The organism is Kitasatospora sp. NPDC001539, from assembly GCF_040298565.1.
Lineage (GTDB): Bacteria > Actinomycetota > Actinomycetes > Streptomycetales > Streptomycetaceae > Kitasatospora.
In genome coordinates this window covers 1-16,710 of sequence record NZ_JBEPAK010000156.1, presented here as the reverse complement: position 1 = coordinate 16,710, position 16,710 = coordinate 1, and the positions used below count along the sequence as shown (strand labels likewise).

Genomic DNA, 16,710 nt, shown 5'->3' with positions numbered 1-16,710 from the left:
TTGGGGGGGGGGGGGTCGCCCCGGGGGGGGGGGGCGGGGGGGGGGCGGGCCGGGGGGCCCGGGCGGGCGCGGAGCCGCTCGACCGACAAGGTTGTCAGCCGGTCCGGCCGGCGTGCATCGGTCATCTGACTCATGGACCCGGCGCTCGGTGGTACCCCCGGCGGGCGGGCGCCCCGGCCGAGGACGGGCTGCGGGGCGGGCCCCGGCTCAGCGCGGTGGCGCCTCACCTCGGCGCGCCGCGACGATCCCCTCGAGCATCGCCGTCAGGATCCGCGCCAGCCGCGGCTCCACCTCCACGATCGCGTGCGCCAAGCGCGGATCGGCGCGGTACAGCGCGGCGACCTCCGGCCCCGGTGTCGCGATCTGCCAGAACGAGCCGGCCATCGACGTCGCGGCGGCCATCAGGTCCACGCCGTCGGCCTCGGTCAGCTCCGGCAGCCGCACGCGGACCGCGGTGACGATCGCGTCGACCGCGGCCAGGGTCACCAGCTTGAACTCCCGCACCCGCTCGACCGAGACGTTGCGTTCGAGGTTCATCGGCGCCTGGGCGAGCAGGTCGCAGAACGTTCCGCGGGCGGCGAGGGTGCGGGCGAACGCCGCGGCCACGCCGGCCGCGTCGCCGGCGTCGACGAGTTCGATCTCGGCGCACAGGACGGGCGCCCACTCCTGCCAGTCGGCCGCGGTCAGGCGCAGGAAGATCTCCTCCCGCGTCTCGAAGTAGCGCAGCAGCGCGGACTTGTGCATCCCCACGGCCGCGGCGATGTCGGTCAGCGTGACCTGCCGGATGCCGTGCTCGGCGCCCAGGGCCCGGGCGGCGTCCAGGATGGCGGCCTCCCGCTGCTGCTTGGCCCGCGGGGACCGGGCGCGCTGGAACCCGGTCGGGTCGGTGGTGTCGGCGGTGTGCACCCGACCCATGTTAGCGCAACGGGGTTGCACTATTAACGCAACAGTGTTTTGCTAAGTGCATGACCGAGAACAACGCCCACAGCACGCAACAGACCTGGTTCGTCACCGGCTCCTCCCGGGGCATCGGCCGCGCCCTCGTCCGCGCCGCCCTGGAGGCCGGCGACACCGTGGCCGCGACCGCCCGCCGGCCCGAGCAGCTCGACGACCTGGCCGCCGAGTTCGGCGACCGGATCGCCCCGATCGCCCTCGACGTGACCGACCCGCGGGCCGCGCGGGCGGCGCTCGAGGAGGCCCGGAAGCGCTTCGGACGGATCGACGTGCTGGTCAACAACGCCGGCTACGCCAACGTCTCCCCGATCGAGACCACCGAGGACGAGGACTTCCGCGCCCAGTTCGAGACGAACTTCTGGGGCGTCTACAACGTCACCAAGGCGGCGATCCCCCTGCTGCGCGAGCAGGGCGGCGGCCTGGTCGTCCAGTTCTCCTCCATGGGCGGCCGCGTCGGCGGCTCGCCCGGCATCGCCTCCTACCAGGCGGCGAAGTTCGCGATCGACGGCTTCAGCCGGGTGCTGCGCGCGGAGACGGAGCCGTTCGGAGTGCGCGTCCTGGTCGTCGAGCCGAGCGGATTCCGCACCGACTGGGCCGGCTCCTCGATGACCGTCCACGACGTGCCCGAGGGCTACGAAGGCACCGTCGGCGCGGTCAACCGCCGGGTCCGGCAGAACACCGGGGGCGCGGCCGGTGACCCGGTGCGCGCCGCGGAGATCCTGGTGCGGATGGCGAAGCGCCGCGACATCCCGACCAACCTGGCGCTCGGCGTGACGGCGTCGGAGGGGTCCATCGCCCAGGACCGGCGGCTGCTGGCGCAGGACGAGAGGTGGAGCGCCGTCGGGCGGTCCGCGGACTTCGCCGAGCCCTACCCGGTGGCGTTCCCGGAGGACTCCGCGGCCTAGCCGGCCGCCCGTCGCGTCCCTTCTCCGGCCGGGCCCGCGGCGGCAGAAGCCCCACGCTGCCGACCGGCCGCCCGACGGGAGGTCAGGCCGCCCGGCGGGCGGGCCGGGTCACGCGGCGTGCACCGGACGGGTCGACGTCCCCAGTGCGGCGCCGGCCTGGTCGGCCAGGGTTACCGCGACGAGCAGGGCCTGCCGGTCGGGCCTGCTGCCGGGAACGGCGTCGAGCATGAACCGGCCGACGTACCTGCCGTTGCCGAACACCCTCAGTTCCACCTCCTCGCCGGGCATGCCCAGCTCGTCGGTCGCCCAGGTCCTGCGGCCGACGACGATGGAACCGTCGGGCTCCAGCCGCGGCGGCCGGCCGAGCAGGGAACCGGGTTCGAAGCGGCAGCCCCGCAGCCCGAGCAGGTCGACCAGTTCGGCCCGTACGTGGTCCACCACGGCGGGCGCCGGCCTCGAGCGCGCCGTGTCCGCGGCCTCGCGGATCCGGTCGAGGTGGCCGGCATCGGTGACCGCGATGACCTCGAACCGCCGGGCGCGCGCGGCCAGCTGGGACACCGCCAGCCCGACCGCCAGCAGCAGCACCGCGGTGGTGATGTCGGAGGAGCCGCTGATGGCGAACCGCTCGTACGGGCTGGTGAAGAAGAAGTCGAACCACGCCGCGGCGCTCAGCGCGGCGACCGCGCCCGCCATCCGGTGCCCCACGGCCGCCACCGCCACTATGGAGACGACCAGCAGCAGGGCCACGTTGGTGTTGGCCAGGTGGCCGCGCAACGGCAGCAGCACCGCACTCACCGCGAGCGGGATCACGGCGGCGGCCACCAGTGAGAGCGGCCCCCGCATCTCGAATCGGCGCATCTCGCACACCTCCGGATTCCGGTGTACCAGGACGCGGGCCCGGGGCAAGCCGCCGGACGACTCCTTGACGCGATCCTTGCGGGTGCGCTCCCCCGGGCCGCGGGCAGGCTCGGCGCGGTCGCGAGGCCGGCGATGCCGCCGCCCACGATGACGGCCCTTCCCGAGGACGATCCCGCCGCCGCACTGCATCGTGTCGCAGAACGGCGGCGGGGGCGGGGAACGGGCCGGGCGGCGGAACCTCGACCCGGTCCACCCCCGCAGTGCCGTGTGCCGCGCCCCTTGGCCGCGCCCCGGCGGACTGCCATGCTGCTGCGGTGGGCATGCGGGGGGATGGTCGGGTCGGTCTGCCGCCGTTCGCGGTGCGGCCGGTCCTGGTCGTCGCGACCGCGGTCGCCGGCGTGTTGATCGCGCTCTCCGGGCGGTACGGCTTCCACCGCGACGAGCTGTACTTCCTGCTCGCCGGCCGGCACCCGGCCTGGGGCTACGTCGACCAGCCTCCGCTGACCCCGTTGCTCGCCCGGGTCGGTTCGGCCGTCTTCGGCGCCGATCCGACGGGGCTGCGGGTCGTCCCCGCACTGCTCTCCGGTTGCTCCGTGGTGCTGACCGCCCTGCTGGCCAGGGAACTGGGAGCCGGCCGGGACGGGCAGGTGCTCGCGGCCGGGTGCTGCGCCTGCTCGGGGTACCTGCTCGCGATCGGCCACCTGTTGTCCACCAGCACCTTCGACCTGACCGCCGAGCTGGGCGTCCTGCTGCTGACGGCCCGGCTGCTGCGGACCCGGGACGGCCGCTGGTGGCCGGCCCTCGGCGCGGCGGTCGGGACGACGCTGCTGAACAAGCAGCTCGTCCTGTCCCTGCTCCTCGCGCTCCTCCTCGCCCTGCTGGTGGACCTGTCGGCAGCCCGCGCCCGGCCCGGCCCGCCGCTCCCCCGGCCCGGCGGCGCCCGACGGCTGCCGGGACCGCTGCTCGCGCTGCTCCTCGCGCTCCTCATCTGTGCCCCCACGCTCGTCTGGCAGGCCGCCCACGGCTGGCCGGAGCTGAAGGTGGCCCGGGTGCTCAGCCACGTCGACGGCCTGTCGGGTCGGCTGCTGTTCCTGCCGCTCCACCTGCTCCAGTTCTCCCCGGTCCTGGTCCCCGTCGCGGTGGTGGGCCTGCGCCGGCTGCTCCGCGCGGACGAGCTGCGCTGGGCCCGGCCGCTCGGGCTCGGCTACCCGCTGCTCTGCGCGCTGGCGCTGCTCGGCGGCGGCAAGCCGTACTACCCGCTCCCCCTGCTGCTCGCGGTGACGGCGGCCGGCTGCGAACCCGTCGTCCGCCGCGCCCGCCACTCCTGGCGGTCCCTCACCGGTTTCCTCGTCCTGGCGGCGGCCACCAGCGCCCTGGCCGCCCTGCCGGTGCTGCCGGTCCGGGCGGTCACCGTGACCAACGCCGTCGACATCGACCAGGGCGAGCAGATCGGCTGGCCCCGGCTCGCCCGTACCACCGCAGCCGCCTGGGCCGGGATCCCCACCGCGCAGCGCGCCCGCGCCGTCCTGCTCACCTCGAACTACGGCGAGGCGGGCGCCCTCGCCCGGTACGGGCCCGCCTACGGGCTCCCCACCGCCTACTCCGGCCACATGAGCCTGTACGACTGGGGGCCGCCCCCGGACGGCGACGACGGCCCGGTCCTGCTCGTCGAGCAGGCCGACGGCCACCGGCTGGCAGGGCACTTCACCGGCTGCCGCACCGTGGACCGGATCGACAACGGCCTCGGTGTCGCCAACCAGGAGCAGCACGCGGAGGTCGTGCTGTGCGAGGGCGCCCACCAGCGGTGGTCCGCCCTCTGGCCGTCACTGCGCGAGTACTGACGCCCGGTCGATCGAACGGGGGCGGCCGACCGCGCGGACCGAGCTACCGGGCGGCGCCTGCCGACGGCACGCACGCTCCAGGCCCCCACGGGCGTCCCCGTCACAGGGACAGCAGCAGGTCCCGCACCTCGGCGGGCCGCGACAGGAACGGGTGGTGGCCCGCGTCCATCTCGACGGTGCGGCCGGCCCGGCGGGCGAACTCGCGCTGGAGGCGCGCCGGGGTGCCCCGGTCCTGGGCGCACACCAGGTACGTCGAGGGCACCTGCTGCCATGCGGCCGCCCCGACCGGCTGCCCGGTGACCCGCAGGCTCTGGCGGGCGAGGTGGTCCGCCGCCTGCGTCTGGATCCGCGCGTCGCAGTCCGGCAGGAAGGTGTCCACGAGCAGTTCGGGTCGGACGCCGAACGTGCCGGCCTCCGGGTCGACGTCCAGGAACGGTGCGGGGCCGCCGTGCCCGAAGTCCGAGAGGCTCTGCCCGGGCTCGGGCAGGTAACTGGAGATCAGCAGCAGGTGGCGCACCGACCCGATCCCCGCGGCCGCCTCCGCGGTGACGATTCCCCCGTAGCTGTGAGCGACCACGACGGTGGGTTCCTCGCTGCCCAGCAGGACCCGCCGCACCGCCGCGACGTCCTCGGGCAGACCCGGTCCGCCGGTGCCGCCCGGCCGGCCCGCCTCACCGCAGCTGGGCAGCGCCGGCGCCACGCTCGGCACCCCCCGCTCCCGCAGCCGCTCGGCGGTGCGGTGCCACCACCACGCCCCGTCCCGGACGCACGCCCCGTGCACGAACACGACCCTCATCGCTGCCTCCACGCCGCCCGCGGCCACTTCGACCAACCGTAGACGCAGCCGCCGTCGCGGGAACGGCACGACCGTGCGGTGGACGCACTGCCCGCCGACCTGCGGCCTCCGGGCGGAGCGGCCGACGGGGCGTGAGCCGTCCGGGCACACCCTCGACGCGCGCCCCCGTTCACGCCCGCGCGCGCTCAACTGCCCGTCGTCGCCCACCGAACATTCCAGAGGGGGCGCATCGGGAGTTCGGCCGTCGACCATCCGTGCCCCGCCGTCGGCGGCGGTGCGCCCGGAGAGCACGACACGGAGAGGAGTGCGGCTCGTGACACCGGACTACGACGTCACCGTGGTGGGCGGCGGACCGGCAGGTGCGGCCGCCGCCCTCGCCCTCGCCGCCCGGAGGCGCAGCGTCCTGCTCGTCCACGCCCCCGGCGGCCCACCTCCGGTCGGGGAGGCGCTGCCGGCGGCCGCCCGGATGCTGCTGCGCGACCTGGGGGTGGCCGACACCGTCCCCGGTGACGGGCACCTGCCCTGCTACGGCAACCGCTCCACCTGGGGCTCCGCCCGGCCGGCCTCCGTCGACAGCATCCAGGACCCGTACGGACCGGGCTGGCACCTGGACCGCGCGCTCTTCGACCACCGGATGCGCCAGGCCGCGGCGGCGGCCGGCGTGGACGTCCGGGAGGCCGTCGTCCGCCCCCACGCATGCCGACTGGACGGCACCTGGAGCCTCGCCCTGCAGGGGCGGACGGTACGCTGCCGCCGGCTCGTGGACGCCACCGGCCGCCGCGCCGCGATCGCCACCACCCACGGCGCCCGCCGCCTGGTCGGCGACCGCCTCCTCGCGCTCCACCTCACTCTCGACCCGGCGGACGCCGCGGACCGGACCACCCTCGTCGAGGCCGTGCCGGACGGCTGGTGGTACAGCGCCCTGCTGCCGGACGACCGGCTCCTCGTCGCGTTCTTCACCGACGCGGACCTGCCCGCCGCCCGCGGCGCCGACCGGGTGCGGCTGCGCGCCGCGCTGGACCGCACCCGCCACACCGCCGCCCGCGCGGCCGGGCGCCGGTGGCCACCGGGCGCCGCGCCGCGCCGCGCGCCAGCCCACGTCTCCCGTCTGGACACCGTCCACGGCCCCGGTTGGATCGCCGCCGGCGACGCCGCCGCCGCCTTCGACCCGCTCTCCTCCCAGGGCATCCTCACCGCCCTGTACACGGGCATGCGAGCCGGCCGGGCCGTCCACGCGAGCCTTGACGGAGACACCGGCGCGCTGTCCCGCTACGCCGCCGACGTCGACGCCGTCGTGGCAGCCCACCTGCGCAACCGCCACGCCTACTACGGCCTCGAACGACGCTGGCCGCACGCCGAGTTCTGGCGGCGGCGCCATGCGGACGCGGCCTCGGCCCCGTTCGGCCCGGCACCGGCCGGCGGGTTCAGCGCAGGAGCTCCCGGGCTCGGCGGGCCACCTCCTGCGGCGTCAGGTCCTCCAGGTGCGTGAGGAAGACCCAGACGTGGCCGTAGGGGTCCTTCAGGATGGCCGTGCGATCGCCGTGGAACTGGTCGGCCGGTGGCTGGAGGAGCTCCGCACCGGCCGTGGTGGCCCGCCGTACGAGCGCGTCGACGTCGTCGACGAAGACGTGCAGGCCCACGGTGGTGCCGCCGACAGCCGTCGGCGCGCTGAAGTGCGGCCCCTCGGCGTCGCCCAGCATGACCGTGGAGCCCTGGATCCCGATCTCGGCGTGCAGGACGCGCCCGTCCGGGCCGGCGAGCCGGAACAGCTCGTCGGCACCGAACGCGCGGGTGTAGAACTCGATCGCGTTCGCGGCGCCGTCGAGCATGATGTGGGCGACGACGGCGTTGCGGTACGTCTCGGGAATAGCGGTCGCGGTCATGGGGACTGCCTCCTCGGGTGGCTGTTTCCGATGACCGTGAACCTAGGAGTTCAAGCGGGCTTGAGGTCAAGCGTGGTGATCCAGCCGGCAGCCCGGCTCACGGCGTGCCCGGCTCGTCGTCCCGCTCGGCGGTGGTTGCGGCCGTGGGCGTTGCGCCGGTGGCGTTTGCGGTGGCGGCGGTGGCTGCCGCGGCGCTCGGCTCGCCCATCGCGGTGCGCAGATCGGCCACGACCTGCGGCGCCCGGTCCACGTGGACGGCGATGCGGGCGAACGGCACCGGCGGGCGCAGGTCGACGCCCACCGCGGTGTCGCCGAACGGGCGCAGGGCGACGAGGTCCCGGCCGACGGGGTGGCGCCAGACGCCGAGGCACAGCCGCCCGGGGAGCAGCAGCCCCCGCTCCCGGGTGCCGCGCAGCAGACGCCAGGGCTCCGGCGTCCGGGTGACCTGCCGGACCGCCTCCACGGGCACCCGCACCGTCCGGGTGCCCGTCACGAGGTGCTCCCACCAGGACAGGCGGACCACCAGCCGGCCGTCCTCGACCGTCAACCTCGCCATCGCCTCACAACTCCTCGCCCGGTCCGCCGTCCTACCGGTGCCCCCGGCTGAACCCCGTCGCGCTCCACGGCCGGTGCCTCAGCCGCCGAGGCCGACGGCGGCGAAGGGCGCGGCGCTCAGGCCGAGCGGGCCTCCGAAGGGGGAGTTCAGGGCGTAGATGAGGACGACCACGAAGGCGATGAGGCTGGTGAAGCCCGTGGCCAGCACCAGATGGGTGCGGGTGCGCTCGATCCCGAAGAGGAACATCAGGCCCAGGGTGAGCGCGCCGCCGGCGATCAGGCCGAACCACATGACCCCCGACATGCCCCCGCCTGCGGCCGCCTCACGGCCGTGGCGGCCCTGGTACGCGGCGGAGATCTGGGCGAACGCCAGCTGGTCCACCTGCTGTTGCGCGTTGGTGGTGGGCTCGAAGTCGGTCCACGCGGTCTGCACGTCGTGCAGGAGCGTCCAGCCGTGCGGGCCCAGCGGCTTCCGCTGCTCCATCATCGGCCACTCGTCGTGGCGGACGTAGGCGGCGTAGGTGTCCACCGCCGACCGGGCCCGCTGGGCGGCGGCGGGGGGCAGCCCGTCGGCGAGCAGATACGTCTGGTGCAGCGCCCCCGCCTCGGCGCTGATGTTGGTGTCGGCGCTGTCCTTGGTCTCCCACACCGAGACCAGCGCGAGGCCGAGCACCAACGCGTACAGGACACCGACCATCATCGTCAGGTACTCGGCGGTGTCGTCGCGCACCTCCTCGTCCGACGCCGACCGCTTGGCCTTGCGGCTGTTGAGCAGGGCGGCGCCCCCGGCGACCACGACGACGCCGGCCACGATACCGATCACTGCGATCACGTGTTCCATGGCGCCCCTGAGCTTCGGTCGGATCGGCGGCCCCTGCGGCGGCGCCACGCGATGGCCCCGGCGATGATCGCGGGAACGAACAACATCAGGAAGAACAGGAGAAGCTTGTGCGGCAGCGGGGCGGAGCCCTGGCCGAACCGGCCGGGGCGCAGGAGGGGTGCCGTCACGTGGTTCCCGCCGGCCCCCGGTCCGGCGGAGCCCGAGGGCTTCGGGGACGGGGTGGCCGACGCACTCGCCGAGGGCTTGACGGGCTTGCGGCCGTTGCCCGACGCGCCGGCACCGGGTGTCCCCGGCCCGGGCGAGTTGGCTGCGGGCGACTTGGCTGCGGGTGAAGGCGCCCCGGGCGCCCCTGCGCCGGGTGCTCCTGCGCCGGGCGCCCCTGCTGCGGGGGCTCCGGGGGCGGGCACCCCGGGCGCGGGGGCTCCGGGGGCGGGGACTGCGGGGGCAGGCCCGGCGGCTGCGGCCGCTCCGGCTGCCGGGGCTCCGGCCGCGGGTGCTCCGGCCGCCGCTGCTCCTCCCCCAGCCGCCCCAGCTGCAGGCCCCCCGGCCGCCGCCGCTCCGGCTGCCGCCGCTCCGGGTGCCGCCGCTCCGGCTGCCGCCGCTCCGGGTGCCGCCGCTCCGCCCCCGGGCGCTCCGGCTCCGGCCCCACCGGCGGCGGGTGCACCAGGGGCACGGGCTCCCGCTCCGGGTGCAGGAGCCCCGGGCCCTCCGGGCACCGGAGCCCCAGGCGCGGGAGCCGCAGGTGCGGGGCCTCCAGGTGCGGGGCCCCCGGGAGGAGCCCCGGGGGCAGGTGCGGGCGCACCGGGTGCGGGTGCTCCAGGAGCGGGCACGCCCGGAGCGGGATTCCCCGGCGCACCAGGTCCAGGAGCAACAGGCGCAGGAGCAGTGGGCGCGGGCCCGCCGGGCGCTGCCGGCCCGGGCACACCAGGCGCAGGACTTCCAGGCGCCCCTGGCGCGGGTGCTCCCGGCCCGGGCACCCCAGGTGCAGGCGCTCCAGGTGCAGGAGCCCCAGGGGGAGGGCCTCCCGGCACACCAGGCGCGGGAACGCCCGGCGCGGGAGCCCCCGGTGTGGGAACCCCAACTCCGCACACGGGTCCTGCGAGCACTCCCGCAGCAGCCGCAGCAGGGACCCGGGCTGCCGGGGCCCCGGCTCCAGCCGCGGGTGCGCCCGTACCCGAGGCTCCCCCACCGGGGGTGGATGCCGGGCTCGCCGCCACGCCGGTGTAACCCGAGTGCGCCGTGCGGGTGAGGGTGCCGTGGCCGTGGCCCCTTGCCGCCCGGGCGGTGACCGTGCCGGTGTGTTCACCGGGCAGGGCGCGCAGGGTCGCCGTGCAGACGACGGTGGTGGCCGGGCGGAGTTGACGGATGTCTCCGGTGCCGCTTTCCGGGCAGCGGGGCTCGGCTCCGGGAGCGAGGGTGTCAGTGATCCGCACGTCCGACACCGGGGCCGCACCGTCGTTGCGAAGTCGGTAGCTCACCCGTACCTCGTCGCCGGTGCTGACCACCGGGGCGCCCGAGCGGCCGTCGGTCGTCACCGAGAGCGCCAGCTCACCGGTCCCCGGCCCGCCGTAGGAGAGGCCGGCGGCCGACCCGGCCAGGACCAGGCCGGCGACAGCCGCACAGAAGGACAGTTTCCAGCCAGGCATATGATCTAGTTACGGTCCGGAAGCGAGCCGCCGCCTCCCGACACGCCTTCCGGTGGGCATTGTTCCGCACCGATCACACGACAGGGGTAACAGGCAGCCGGACCTCTGCGTGAACGCGCCGGGCCGCGCCGCAGCCGGGCCGTGTGCCCGCGCGTTCCGCTCACGGCTGCCGCGAGGCCGTCGCGGACAGCTCCCCGTCGGCCGGTTCGCAGACCTTCCAGACACCGGCCTCCCTGCGCAGGTGGATCGTGGCGTCCACGCCCGGCCTGGTCACCCGCGCACTGGCGGTGTCGCCCTGGATCCGGACGTCGGAGACGTCCAGCGCCGGTGCGGATCTCCCTCCCCCCGGTGGCAGTCGCGCGGTCCCGTCCACCGGTCAGCAGACCGCCGGCGGGGCGCTCTCGGGGCGGCTGACGACGGACCGCTGACGACGACCGGCGGGACGGCAGCATTGTCGTGGGCTCAACAACCGCAGCGCGCCCCCGACGCGGCGAATCCCTTCTCCGACGGGTGGGTTCCGGCCACCCCGGCACCTCGGACCGGGCGGGTGTCGCGCCTCAGCCCCTGCGGGTGAAGTCCATGGTCCAGTTGGTCACCCACGTGCGGTCGCCGTCCACGGAGAAGGCCTGCTCCCAACGAGCGGTCCGGTCGGTGATGTCCGACCACAGGTACCGCACGCGCACCGCCGTGTCCGCGTACGTGTCGTCGCCGTGGAACTCACCGACGCCGTCCTCCCGGAACCGGCCCCGCACCGGCGGGTCCAGGCGGCCGGACCTGCTGTTGGACCAGTTGAGCGACCACTCCCTGGTCCCCTGGTCGAACAGACGCAGCGTCAGGCCCGTGAAGCCCCGTTCCGGGCACTCCATCTCGTCGACGTTCGCCGCACCGCCGAACAGGCTCCAGCAGCGGCTCGTCCCGCCGAACCGCTCCCACCCGCTGGCCGGGTCCAGGAAGTCGCGCAGCCGGCGGTTGGCGACGTCCCAGTCCCCGACGAGGAAGTCGAAGTCGTTCATGCGCGTCCTCCCGTGGTGCCCTCGGCCGCCGAATCCGCGAGGTAGGCGTCCAGATCCGGCTGCTCCGGAAGCAGCATGTGACGGACCCAGGCGTCGCGCTCGTGGGTGATCGGCGGCAGTTCCCAGACGCAGCCGATCCACGGCCGGGTCTGCACGACGAAGTTCGTCGGGTTCAGGTCGGGGCAGTCCAGCGCCGGCTGGCCCGCCGCCGCACCGCGGAAGTGCAGGACGTTGTCCCAGACCCAGGTGTACACGTTCAGGTAGGCGCCGGTGTCGCCGCCCCGGTGCAGCACCAGGAAGCCGGCCGGCGGAGTGCCGTCCGGCTCGGGCAGCAGCTCGGGCAGGACGGCGTGGGCCGCCTCCTCGATCTCGGCGGCGATGCCCGCCGGATCGGCACTGACGTGGTAGCGCTTCAAGCGCCGCCCGGCCACCTCGATCGGTGCCGGGGTCCAAAGGAACTTCTCCTCGAAAGCCATGTCCGCACGCTAGGACCGCTCCCCTGACACCTCCTGTCAGTGGACTGCCGCAGAATCTCCTCCATGCGCGCCAGTCGACTCGTCTCGATCCTGCTCCTGCTCCAGAGCCGGGGCCGGATGACCGCGGCCGAGCTCGCCGCCGAGCTGGAGGTCTCGGTGCGGACCGTCTACCGGGACGTGGACGCCCTGCACGCGGCCGGCGTCCCGCTGTACGGGGACGCGGGGCACCGGGGCGGCTACCGGCTGCTGGAGGGCTACCGCACCCGCCTCACCGGCCTCAGCCCGCAGGAGGCCGGCGCGCTGTTCCTGTCGGGCGTCCCGGGCCCGGCGGCCGAGCTCGGCCTCGGCTCGGTGCTGGCCGCGGCTCAACTGAAGGTGCACGCCGGGCTGCCGCCCGTGCTGCGGGAGCAGGCCGGGCGGATCCAGTCGCGGTTCCACCTCGACGCGCCCGGCTGGTACGCGGAGGCGGATCCGGTTCCGTTCCTGCCCGCGGTCGCCGACGCCGTCTGGAACGGCCGCCTGCTGCAGCTGCGCTACCGGCGTTGGCGGGAGCCCACGGAGGTGGACCGGCGGCTGGAGCCGTACGGTCTGGTGCTCAAGGCGGGGCGCTGGTACCTGGTCGCCGCGCCCGGCCCGCGCACGTACCGGGTGGACCAGATCATCGAACTTCATGCCCTCGATGAGGAGTTCACCGTCCCCGAGGACTTCGACCTGGCCGCGTTCTGGCAGCAGCACCAGGCGCGGTTCCACGCCTGGCTGCACACTGCGGACGCCGTCGTCCGGGTGTCGCCCGCCGGCGCGACCCGGCTCCGGGGCGCGGCCGCCCGGGCACTGCAGGCCTCCGGCAAGGTCCAGCCGGACGGGTGGACACGCGCGGTCCTCCCGATCGAGTCCCTGGACCACACCTGCCGTGAATTCCTGGCCCTGGGCCCGGAGATCGAGGTCCTCGAACCTGCGGCGCTGCGCGAGCGGATGGCGGCGACCGCTCGCGCGATCGCCGCCCTCAACGCTTCCTAATGTCGTTGTCAAGCCGTCGCGGTCACTGGAGGTGTGACGTGGTAGCACCGTCTGTCACGGATCAAGGCCCACACGACGTTGACGCGACGGCGGGCCAGGGCGAGCACCGCCTGGACGTGCTTCTTCCCCTCCGCGCGCTTGCGGTCGTAGAACGCCCGCGAGTTCGGATCGCAGCGGATGCTCACCAACGCCGAGGTGTAGAAGACGCGTTGGAGCCTGCGGTGGTAGGCGGTCGGCCGGTGGAGGTTGCCGTGGACCTTGCCGGAGTCCTTCGGCGCGGGGGCGACGCCGGCGAATGCCGCCAGGGCGTCCGGGGAGGCGAAGCCGTCCAGGCTGCCGCCCACGCCGGCGAGGAACTCGGCGCCGAGCACTGTGCCGATGCCGGGGACGCTCTCGACTATCGCGGCGAGCTCGTGCTCGCGAAACCGGCCCTCGATGAGCTTGTCGATCTCGGCGATCTGCTCGTTGAGGGCCATCACCTCCTTGGCCAGGGCGTGAACCAGCCTCGCAATGGTCTTCTCGCCCGGGACGCTGGTGCGCTGGCGCTCGGCGGCCTCAACTGCCGCCTCGGCGAGGGCTCTTGCGTTGCGGACCTTGCGGTTGGCCAGCCACTTCGCCAGCCGGGCGGTACCGGTGCGGCGGATCGCCGCCGGGGTCTGGTAGCCGGTCAGGAGGACCAGCGGGCCGACGTTGGTCATCTCCAGGGCTTGTTCCAGGGCCGGGAACATGCTCAGCAGGGTGCCGCGGAGGCGGTTGACGGACCGGGTGCGGTCCTCGACCAGGTCGGCGCGTCGGCCGGTCAGCAGCCGCAGTTCGATCGCGGCCTCGTCGCCGGGGCGGATCGGCTGCAGGTCGCGGCGCATCCGGGCCTGGTCGGCGATCACGAAGGCGTCGCGGGCGTCGGTCTTGCCCTCGCCACGGTAGCCATCGGACGCCCGGTTCACCAGGCGTCCGGGGATGTACAGGACCTCCTGGCCGTTCGCGACCAGCAGGCTCAGCAGCAGCGCCGGCTCCCCGCCGGTCATGTCGATCGCCCACGTCACCGGCTCGCCGTCGGCGAGGGCGAGGACATCACCGATCAGATTCAGCAGCTCGGGTTCGTCGTTGGCGACCCGCCTCGACAGCCGGGTTCTCCCGTCCGCGTCGAGGGCCAGTCCGTGATGGTGGCCCTTGCCGCTGTCGATCCCCGCCCATATCCGGCTCATCGTGCTCCTGACGTGCGTGTTCGTGCTGTTCGTACCACGGACGACCTCGCCGGCATTGCTCTACGCAGCGACTTGTTCGCACTTCCTAATCGGCGGCCGAGTCGTCGCGGGGCGCTGGGCGGCGAAGCGTTGGAAGCCACGAAACGGCAGCCGACTGATAGCCACACCCAGCACCCCTGGGCGACCCAACCTTACGAACGGCCCGATCAACCCAGCTCAGAAGGTAGAGCCGACTGACGAACGGGGCGTGGCCCGGCGAGGGCACAGGGCCGGTGCGGCGGGCCCGGGGCAGCCGGATCCTGGGGCGGCGAGCCGTGGAGGCGGGCCGGTCGCCGCCTAGAAGAGGTCCGCGCGCGGGTGCGTCGCGAGGGCCTCGAGGATCTCCCGCAGCCGAGGACTGCGCACGGCCGGCAGTCGGACCAGGGTCCGCCGGAACACGTAGGGGTCGGGTCGGAACAGGCGGTGGGCACGCGGAGCGGGAGGGTCGTCGCGGAGGACACCGTCGGGCATGCCGCCCGACCTGGGGACGGGCAGGTGCGGTTCGGGGAAGGCCAACCGCAGCCACACCCCGACCGGCAACGGGACCAGGCGCTCGTGGTGGTCCGGGGCCCAGGTTTCGCCCGTCCGGGGGTGGGTCGGGACGAGGAGGATGTCGGCTCGGCTGTCGGGAGCGGGCAGCCCCGGTCCGGCCAGGACGGCGCGCCGCACGCCCGGGCCGGCCGGCAGCAGAGCGTCGAGCGCGCGTTGGAACACTTCTGCCGTCAGTCCGGAGGGCACGGTCACCGGATGGCCCTCCGAGGCCACCAGCAGATGAGCGAGTGCCTGGCCGACCGCAGCCTCCCACCGCGGGCTCCACGACCAGTAGTGGTGCGATCCCCGTCGTCCGCCCCAGGTGGCGATCGGTTCGAAGGGAGGAATGCCCTCACCCGCCTCGACCAGCTCCGCCCAGGACAGTGGTGCGGCGTCGACGCCGCCGACGGGAACGGAACGCACCGCGTCCGGCGCGAGCCACACCGCCTGCCAGAGCGAGCATTCGTCGATCCGGCTCGCCACTGGCAGACCGCACACGCCGCAGGCCGTGTTGGGCCCGTCGGCTCCGTCCGGGCCGCAGCAGGAGCCGCCACACCGCTCCGGGATCAGCACGGTGTTGCGGGTGTCTCCGGGGGCGAGGACGATCGCGCCGGGCGCGCCGTCGGGCGGGGCGTGGACCGGCGCGTGGATGCCGCGGGCGGCCGCCTCGTCCGGACGGAACTCCGCCCACCTCCGCCACGGAGGTCCCCACGGGTCGGGCTCCACGGCGAAGGTGCCGGATTCCATCAACACGGGGAGCTGGACCCCGTTTCCGTACGTCTGGTGGGCGTGGGCCGGCAGGGCGACCCGGGACAGCGGGACGGTCAGGTCGGCGCCGCACCCTGCGCACACGAAAACGAACAAACGTCCTCCGCTCGGGGAGTGGATGCGCGCGGACGGAGGCATCATCGCAGCGCGGCGGCGGCCGGCCAACCGGGTTTCCGGGCGGCCCGATGGGCGTTCAGCCGTCACCAGGCGTCGGCAGCCCGCACTGGTCGGGCCGGGCATTCCGTTGCGTGGAGGAGCACGGGCACAGGCCGGCCGGACGGGCGCTCAGGCCGGACGGGTGCGAGGGGCGGACGGGTGCGAGGGCCGGACGGGCGCTCAGGTCCGACGGGCGCTCAGGCCGGACGGCCTCACGGCGAGGTGACGCGCAGGCCTCCGAGCAGGGTGGCCAGGTAACGGCGGGCGGCGGCGAGGCGCGCGGCGCGGGAGCCGCTGTGGACCTGGGCGGCGTGGGCGACGCCGCACATCAGCGGGACGAGGTCGGCGGAGGCGAAGTCGGGGCGGACCGCCCCGGCCTCGCGGGCCCGGGAGAGCAGCCGGTCGCCGACCGCGGCCAGCGACCGCTTGAGTTCGGTGGTGTCCGGCAGGGCGTCCGAGGGCGCGGCGGCGACCGCGGACAGGGACGCGTCGGTGACCTGCGCCTCCACGGTGCGCATCAGGAATCCCTCCAGCGCGCGCCACGGGTCGGCGTCGGTCAGCGCCTGCTCGCCGTGGGCGACGAGGGCTTCGAGGGAGGGGGTGGCGACCGTCTCGAGCAGCGCCTCGGCTGTGGGGAAGTGCCGGTAGACGGTGCCGACCCCGACTCCGACGCGGCGGGCGACATCGTTGAGCTGCAACGGCGTTCCCTCGTCGACCAGGTCACGGGCGACGGCGACGATCCGGTGCCGGTTCTGGGCAGCGTCTTTGCGCAGCGGCACGGGCGTCATGTCGACAGTGTAACGAGGCGGCGCGCCCGATCCTCCGGCGCTGCCGTCGACCGCAGGCTCCCGGTGGGGCCCTTCGCCGGGGCTGCCGACGGCCGAAGGTCGTCGAAGGGCGCGACGGGCGAGGGGCGTTGGGACCGGGCGGCTGCCGTCCGCTACTTCGGGCCCGCCGCGGAGCCCAGGGGTGCGTGCCGTTCGCTGAGCCGGCGGACGGCCTCGGCGACGCGGGGGTCGGTCGCGGCGCGGAACGGCGCCACCGGGTGGGCCTCGGCGCCGATGACGACGCCGGTCCGGCCGGTCAGGGCGTCGTCGGTGGCGGCGACGATCGAGGGCCTGGCCGCCACGGACGCCGGGCCGGAGGTCGAGCGTTGGAACCTTCGGCGCACCAGCGGCCACATCAGCCGCAGGGCGGGCGAGACGATCTTCGGGTCCGTCAGGGTG

Annotated in this window: 16 protein-coding genes and 1 pseudogene; 4 read left to right on the top strand and 13 right to left on the bottom strand. The window is 75.0% G+C overall.

Annotated elements, in window-relative coordinates:
- Positions 1-207 precede the first annotated feature (207 nt).
- Complete coding sequence (locus ABT247_RS22635) at positions 208-906, bottom strand: TetR/AcrR family transcriptional regulator (protein WP_350744909.1); 699 nt, start codon at positions 904-906, stop codon at positions 208-210.
- A 59-nt stretch (positions 907-965) separates the two neighbouring features.
- Between ABT247_RS22635 and ABT247_RS22630 the strand changes: the two genes are divergently transcribed.
- A complete protein-coding gene (locus ABT247_RS22630) occupies positions 966-1,859 on the top strand; it encodes an SDR family NAD(P)-dependent oxidoreductase (RefSeq protein WP_350744907.1) in 894 nt (297 codons plus the stop codon).
- 108 nt (positions 1,860-1,967) lie between these two features.
- On the opposite strand, the gene ABT247_RS22625 is transcribed toward ABT247_RS22630, so the two are convergent.
- Complete coding sequence (locus ABT247_RS22625; RefSeq protein WP_350744905.1) at positions 1,968-2,717, bottom strand: DUF4118 domain-containing protein; 750 nt, start codon at positions 2,715-2,717, stop codon at positions 1,968-1,970.
- A 320-nt stretch (positions 2,718-3,037) separates the two neighbouring features.
- Here ABT247_RS22625 and ABT247_RS22620 point away from each other — a divergent pair, with 320 nt between their 5' ends.
- Positions 3,038-4,558 (top strand): ArnT family glycosyltransferase, encoded by a 1,521-nt coding sequence (locus tag ABT247_RS22620; RefSeq protein ID WP_350744903.1) that lies wholly within the window; start codon positions 3,038-3,040, stop codon positions 4,556-4,558.
- Positions 4,559-4,658: 100 nt separating this feature from the next.
- Here the strand turns inward: ABT247_RS22620 and ABT247_RS22615 are convergent, their stop codons facing one another.
- Positions 4,659-5,354, bottom strand: a complete 696-nt coding sequence (locus ABT247_RS22615; protein WP_350744901.1) for an alpha/beta hydrolase — start codon at positions 5,352-5,354, stop codon at positions 4,659-4,661.
- A 313-nt stretch (positions 5,355-5,667) separates the two neighbouring features.
- Between ABT247_RS22615 and ABT247_RS22610 the strand changes: the two genes are divergently transcribed.
- A complete protein-coding gene (locus ABT247_RS22610) occupies positions 5,668-6,843 on the top strand; it encodes an NAD(P)/FAD-dependent oxidoreductase (RefSeq protein WP_350744899.1) in 1,176 nt (391 codons plus the stop codon).
- On the opposite strand, the gene ABT247_RS22605 is transcribed toward ABT247_RS22610, so the two are convergent.
- From ABT247_RS22605 to ABT247_RS22580, 6 genes are all read right to left on the bottom strand, one after another.
- On the bottom strand, positions 6,779-7,237 hold the full coding sequence (locus ABT247_RS22605) for a VOC family protein (RefSeq protein ID WP_350744897.1): 459 nt from the start codon (positions 7,235-7,237) through the stop codon (positions 6,779-6,781). The two genes, ABT247_RS22610 and ABT247_RS22605, sit on opposite strands and share 65 nt — an antisense overlap.
- A 97-nt stretch (positions 7,238-7,334) precedes the next feature.
- Positions 7,335-7,793 (bottom strand): hypothetical protein, encoded by a 459-nt coding sequence (locus ABT247_RS22600; RefSeq protein WP_350744895.1) that lies wholly within the window; start codon positions 7,791-7,793, stop codon positions 7,335-7,337.
- Between the two features lie 78 nt (positions 7,794-7,871).
- The gene (locus tag ABT247_RS22595; RefSeq protein ID WP_350744893.1) at positions 7,872-8,633 is read right to left on the bottom strand and encodes a bestrophin-like domain; all 762 of its coding nucleotides are present in this window, start codon (positions 8,631-8,633) and stop codon (positions 7,872-7,874) included.
- A 1,806-nt stretch (positions 8,634-10,439) separates the two neighbouring features.
- Positions 10,440-10,652 (bottom strand): hypothetical protein, encoded by a 213-nt coding sequence (locus ABT247_RS22590; protein WP_350744891.1) that lies wholly within the window; start codon positions 10,650-10,652, stop codon positions 10,440-10,442.
- Between the two features lie 184 nt (positions 10,653-10,836).
- Positions 10,837-11,292: a hypothetical protein gene (locus ABT247_RS22585; RefSeq protein WP_350744889.1), complete on the bottom strand. Its 456-nt coding sequence runs from the start codon at positions 11,290-11,292 to the stop codon at positions 10,837-10,839.
- A complete protein-coding gene (locus ABT247_RS22580) occupies positions 11,289-11,768 on the bottom strand; it encodes a hypothetical protein (protein WP_350744887.1) in 480 nt (159 codons plus the stop codon). The genes ABT247_RS22585 and ABT247_RS22580 overlap by 4 nt, the downstream gene beginning before the upstream one ends.
- 63 nt (positions 11,769-11,831) lie before the next feature.
- Between ABT247_RS22580 and ABT247_RS22575 the strand changes: the two genes are divergently transcribed.
- Positions 11,832-12,785 (top strand): helix-turn-helix transcriptional regulator, encoded by a 954-nt coding sequence (locus ABT247_RS22575; RefSeq protein ID WP_350744885.1) that lies wholly within the window; start codon positions 11,832-11,834, stop codon positions 12,783-12,785.
- Positions 12,786-12,793: 8 nt separating this feature from the next.
- Here ABT247_RS22575 and ABT247_RS22570 read toward each other — a convergent pair whose 3' ends face one another.
- The 4 genes and pseudogenes from ABT247_RS22570 to ABT247_RS22555 form a co-directional block, all read right to left on the bottom strand.
- The gene (locus ABT247_RS22570) at positions 12,794-13,990 is read right to left on the bottom strand and encodes an IS110 family RNA-guided transposase (RefSeq protein ID WP_350744883.1); all 1,197 of its coding nucleotides are present in this window, start codon (positions 13,988-13,990) and stop codon (positions 12,794-12,796) included.
- Positions 13,991-14,326: 336 nt separating this feature from the next.
- Complete coding sequence (locus tag ABT247_RS22565) at positions 14,327-15,424, bottom strand: hypothetical protein (RefSeq protein WP_350744881.1); 1,098 nt, start codon at positions 15,422-15,424, stop codon at positions 14,327-14,329.
- A 272-nt stretch (positions 15,425-15,696) separates the two neighbouring features.
- Entirely contained in the window at positions 15,697-16,272 is a 576-nt protein-coding gene (locus tag ABT247_RS22560; protein ID WP_350744879.1) for a TetR/AcrR family transcriptional regulator, read from the bottom strand.
- A 152-nt stretch (positions 16,273-16,424) separates the two neighbouring features.
- Positions 16,425-16,710: pseudogene (locus tag ABT247_RS22555) on the bottom strand (SDR family NAD(P)-dependent oxidoreductase); the annotation flags it as partial.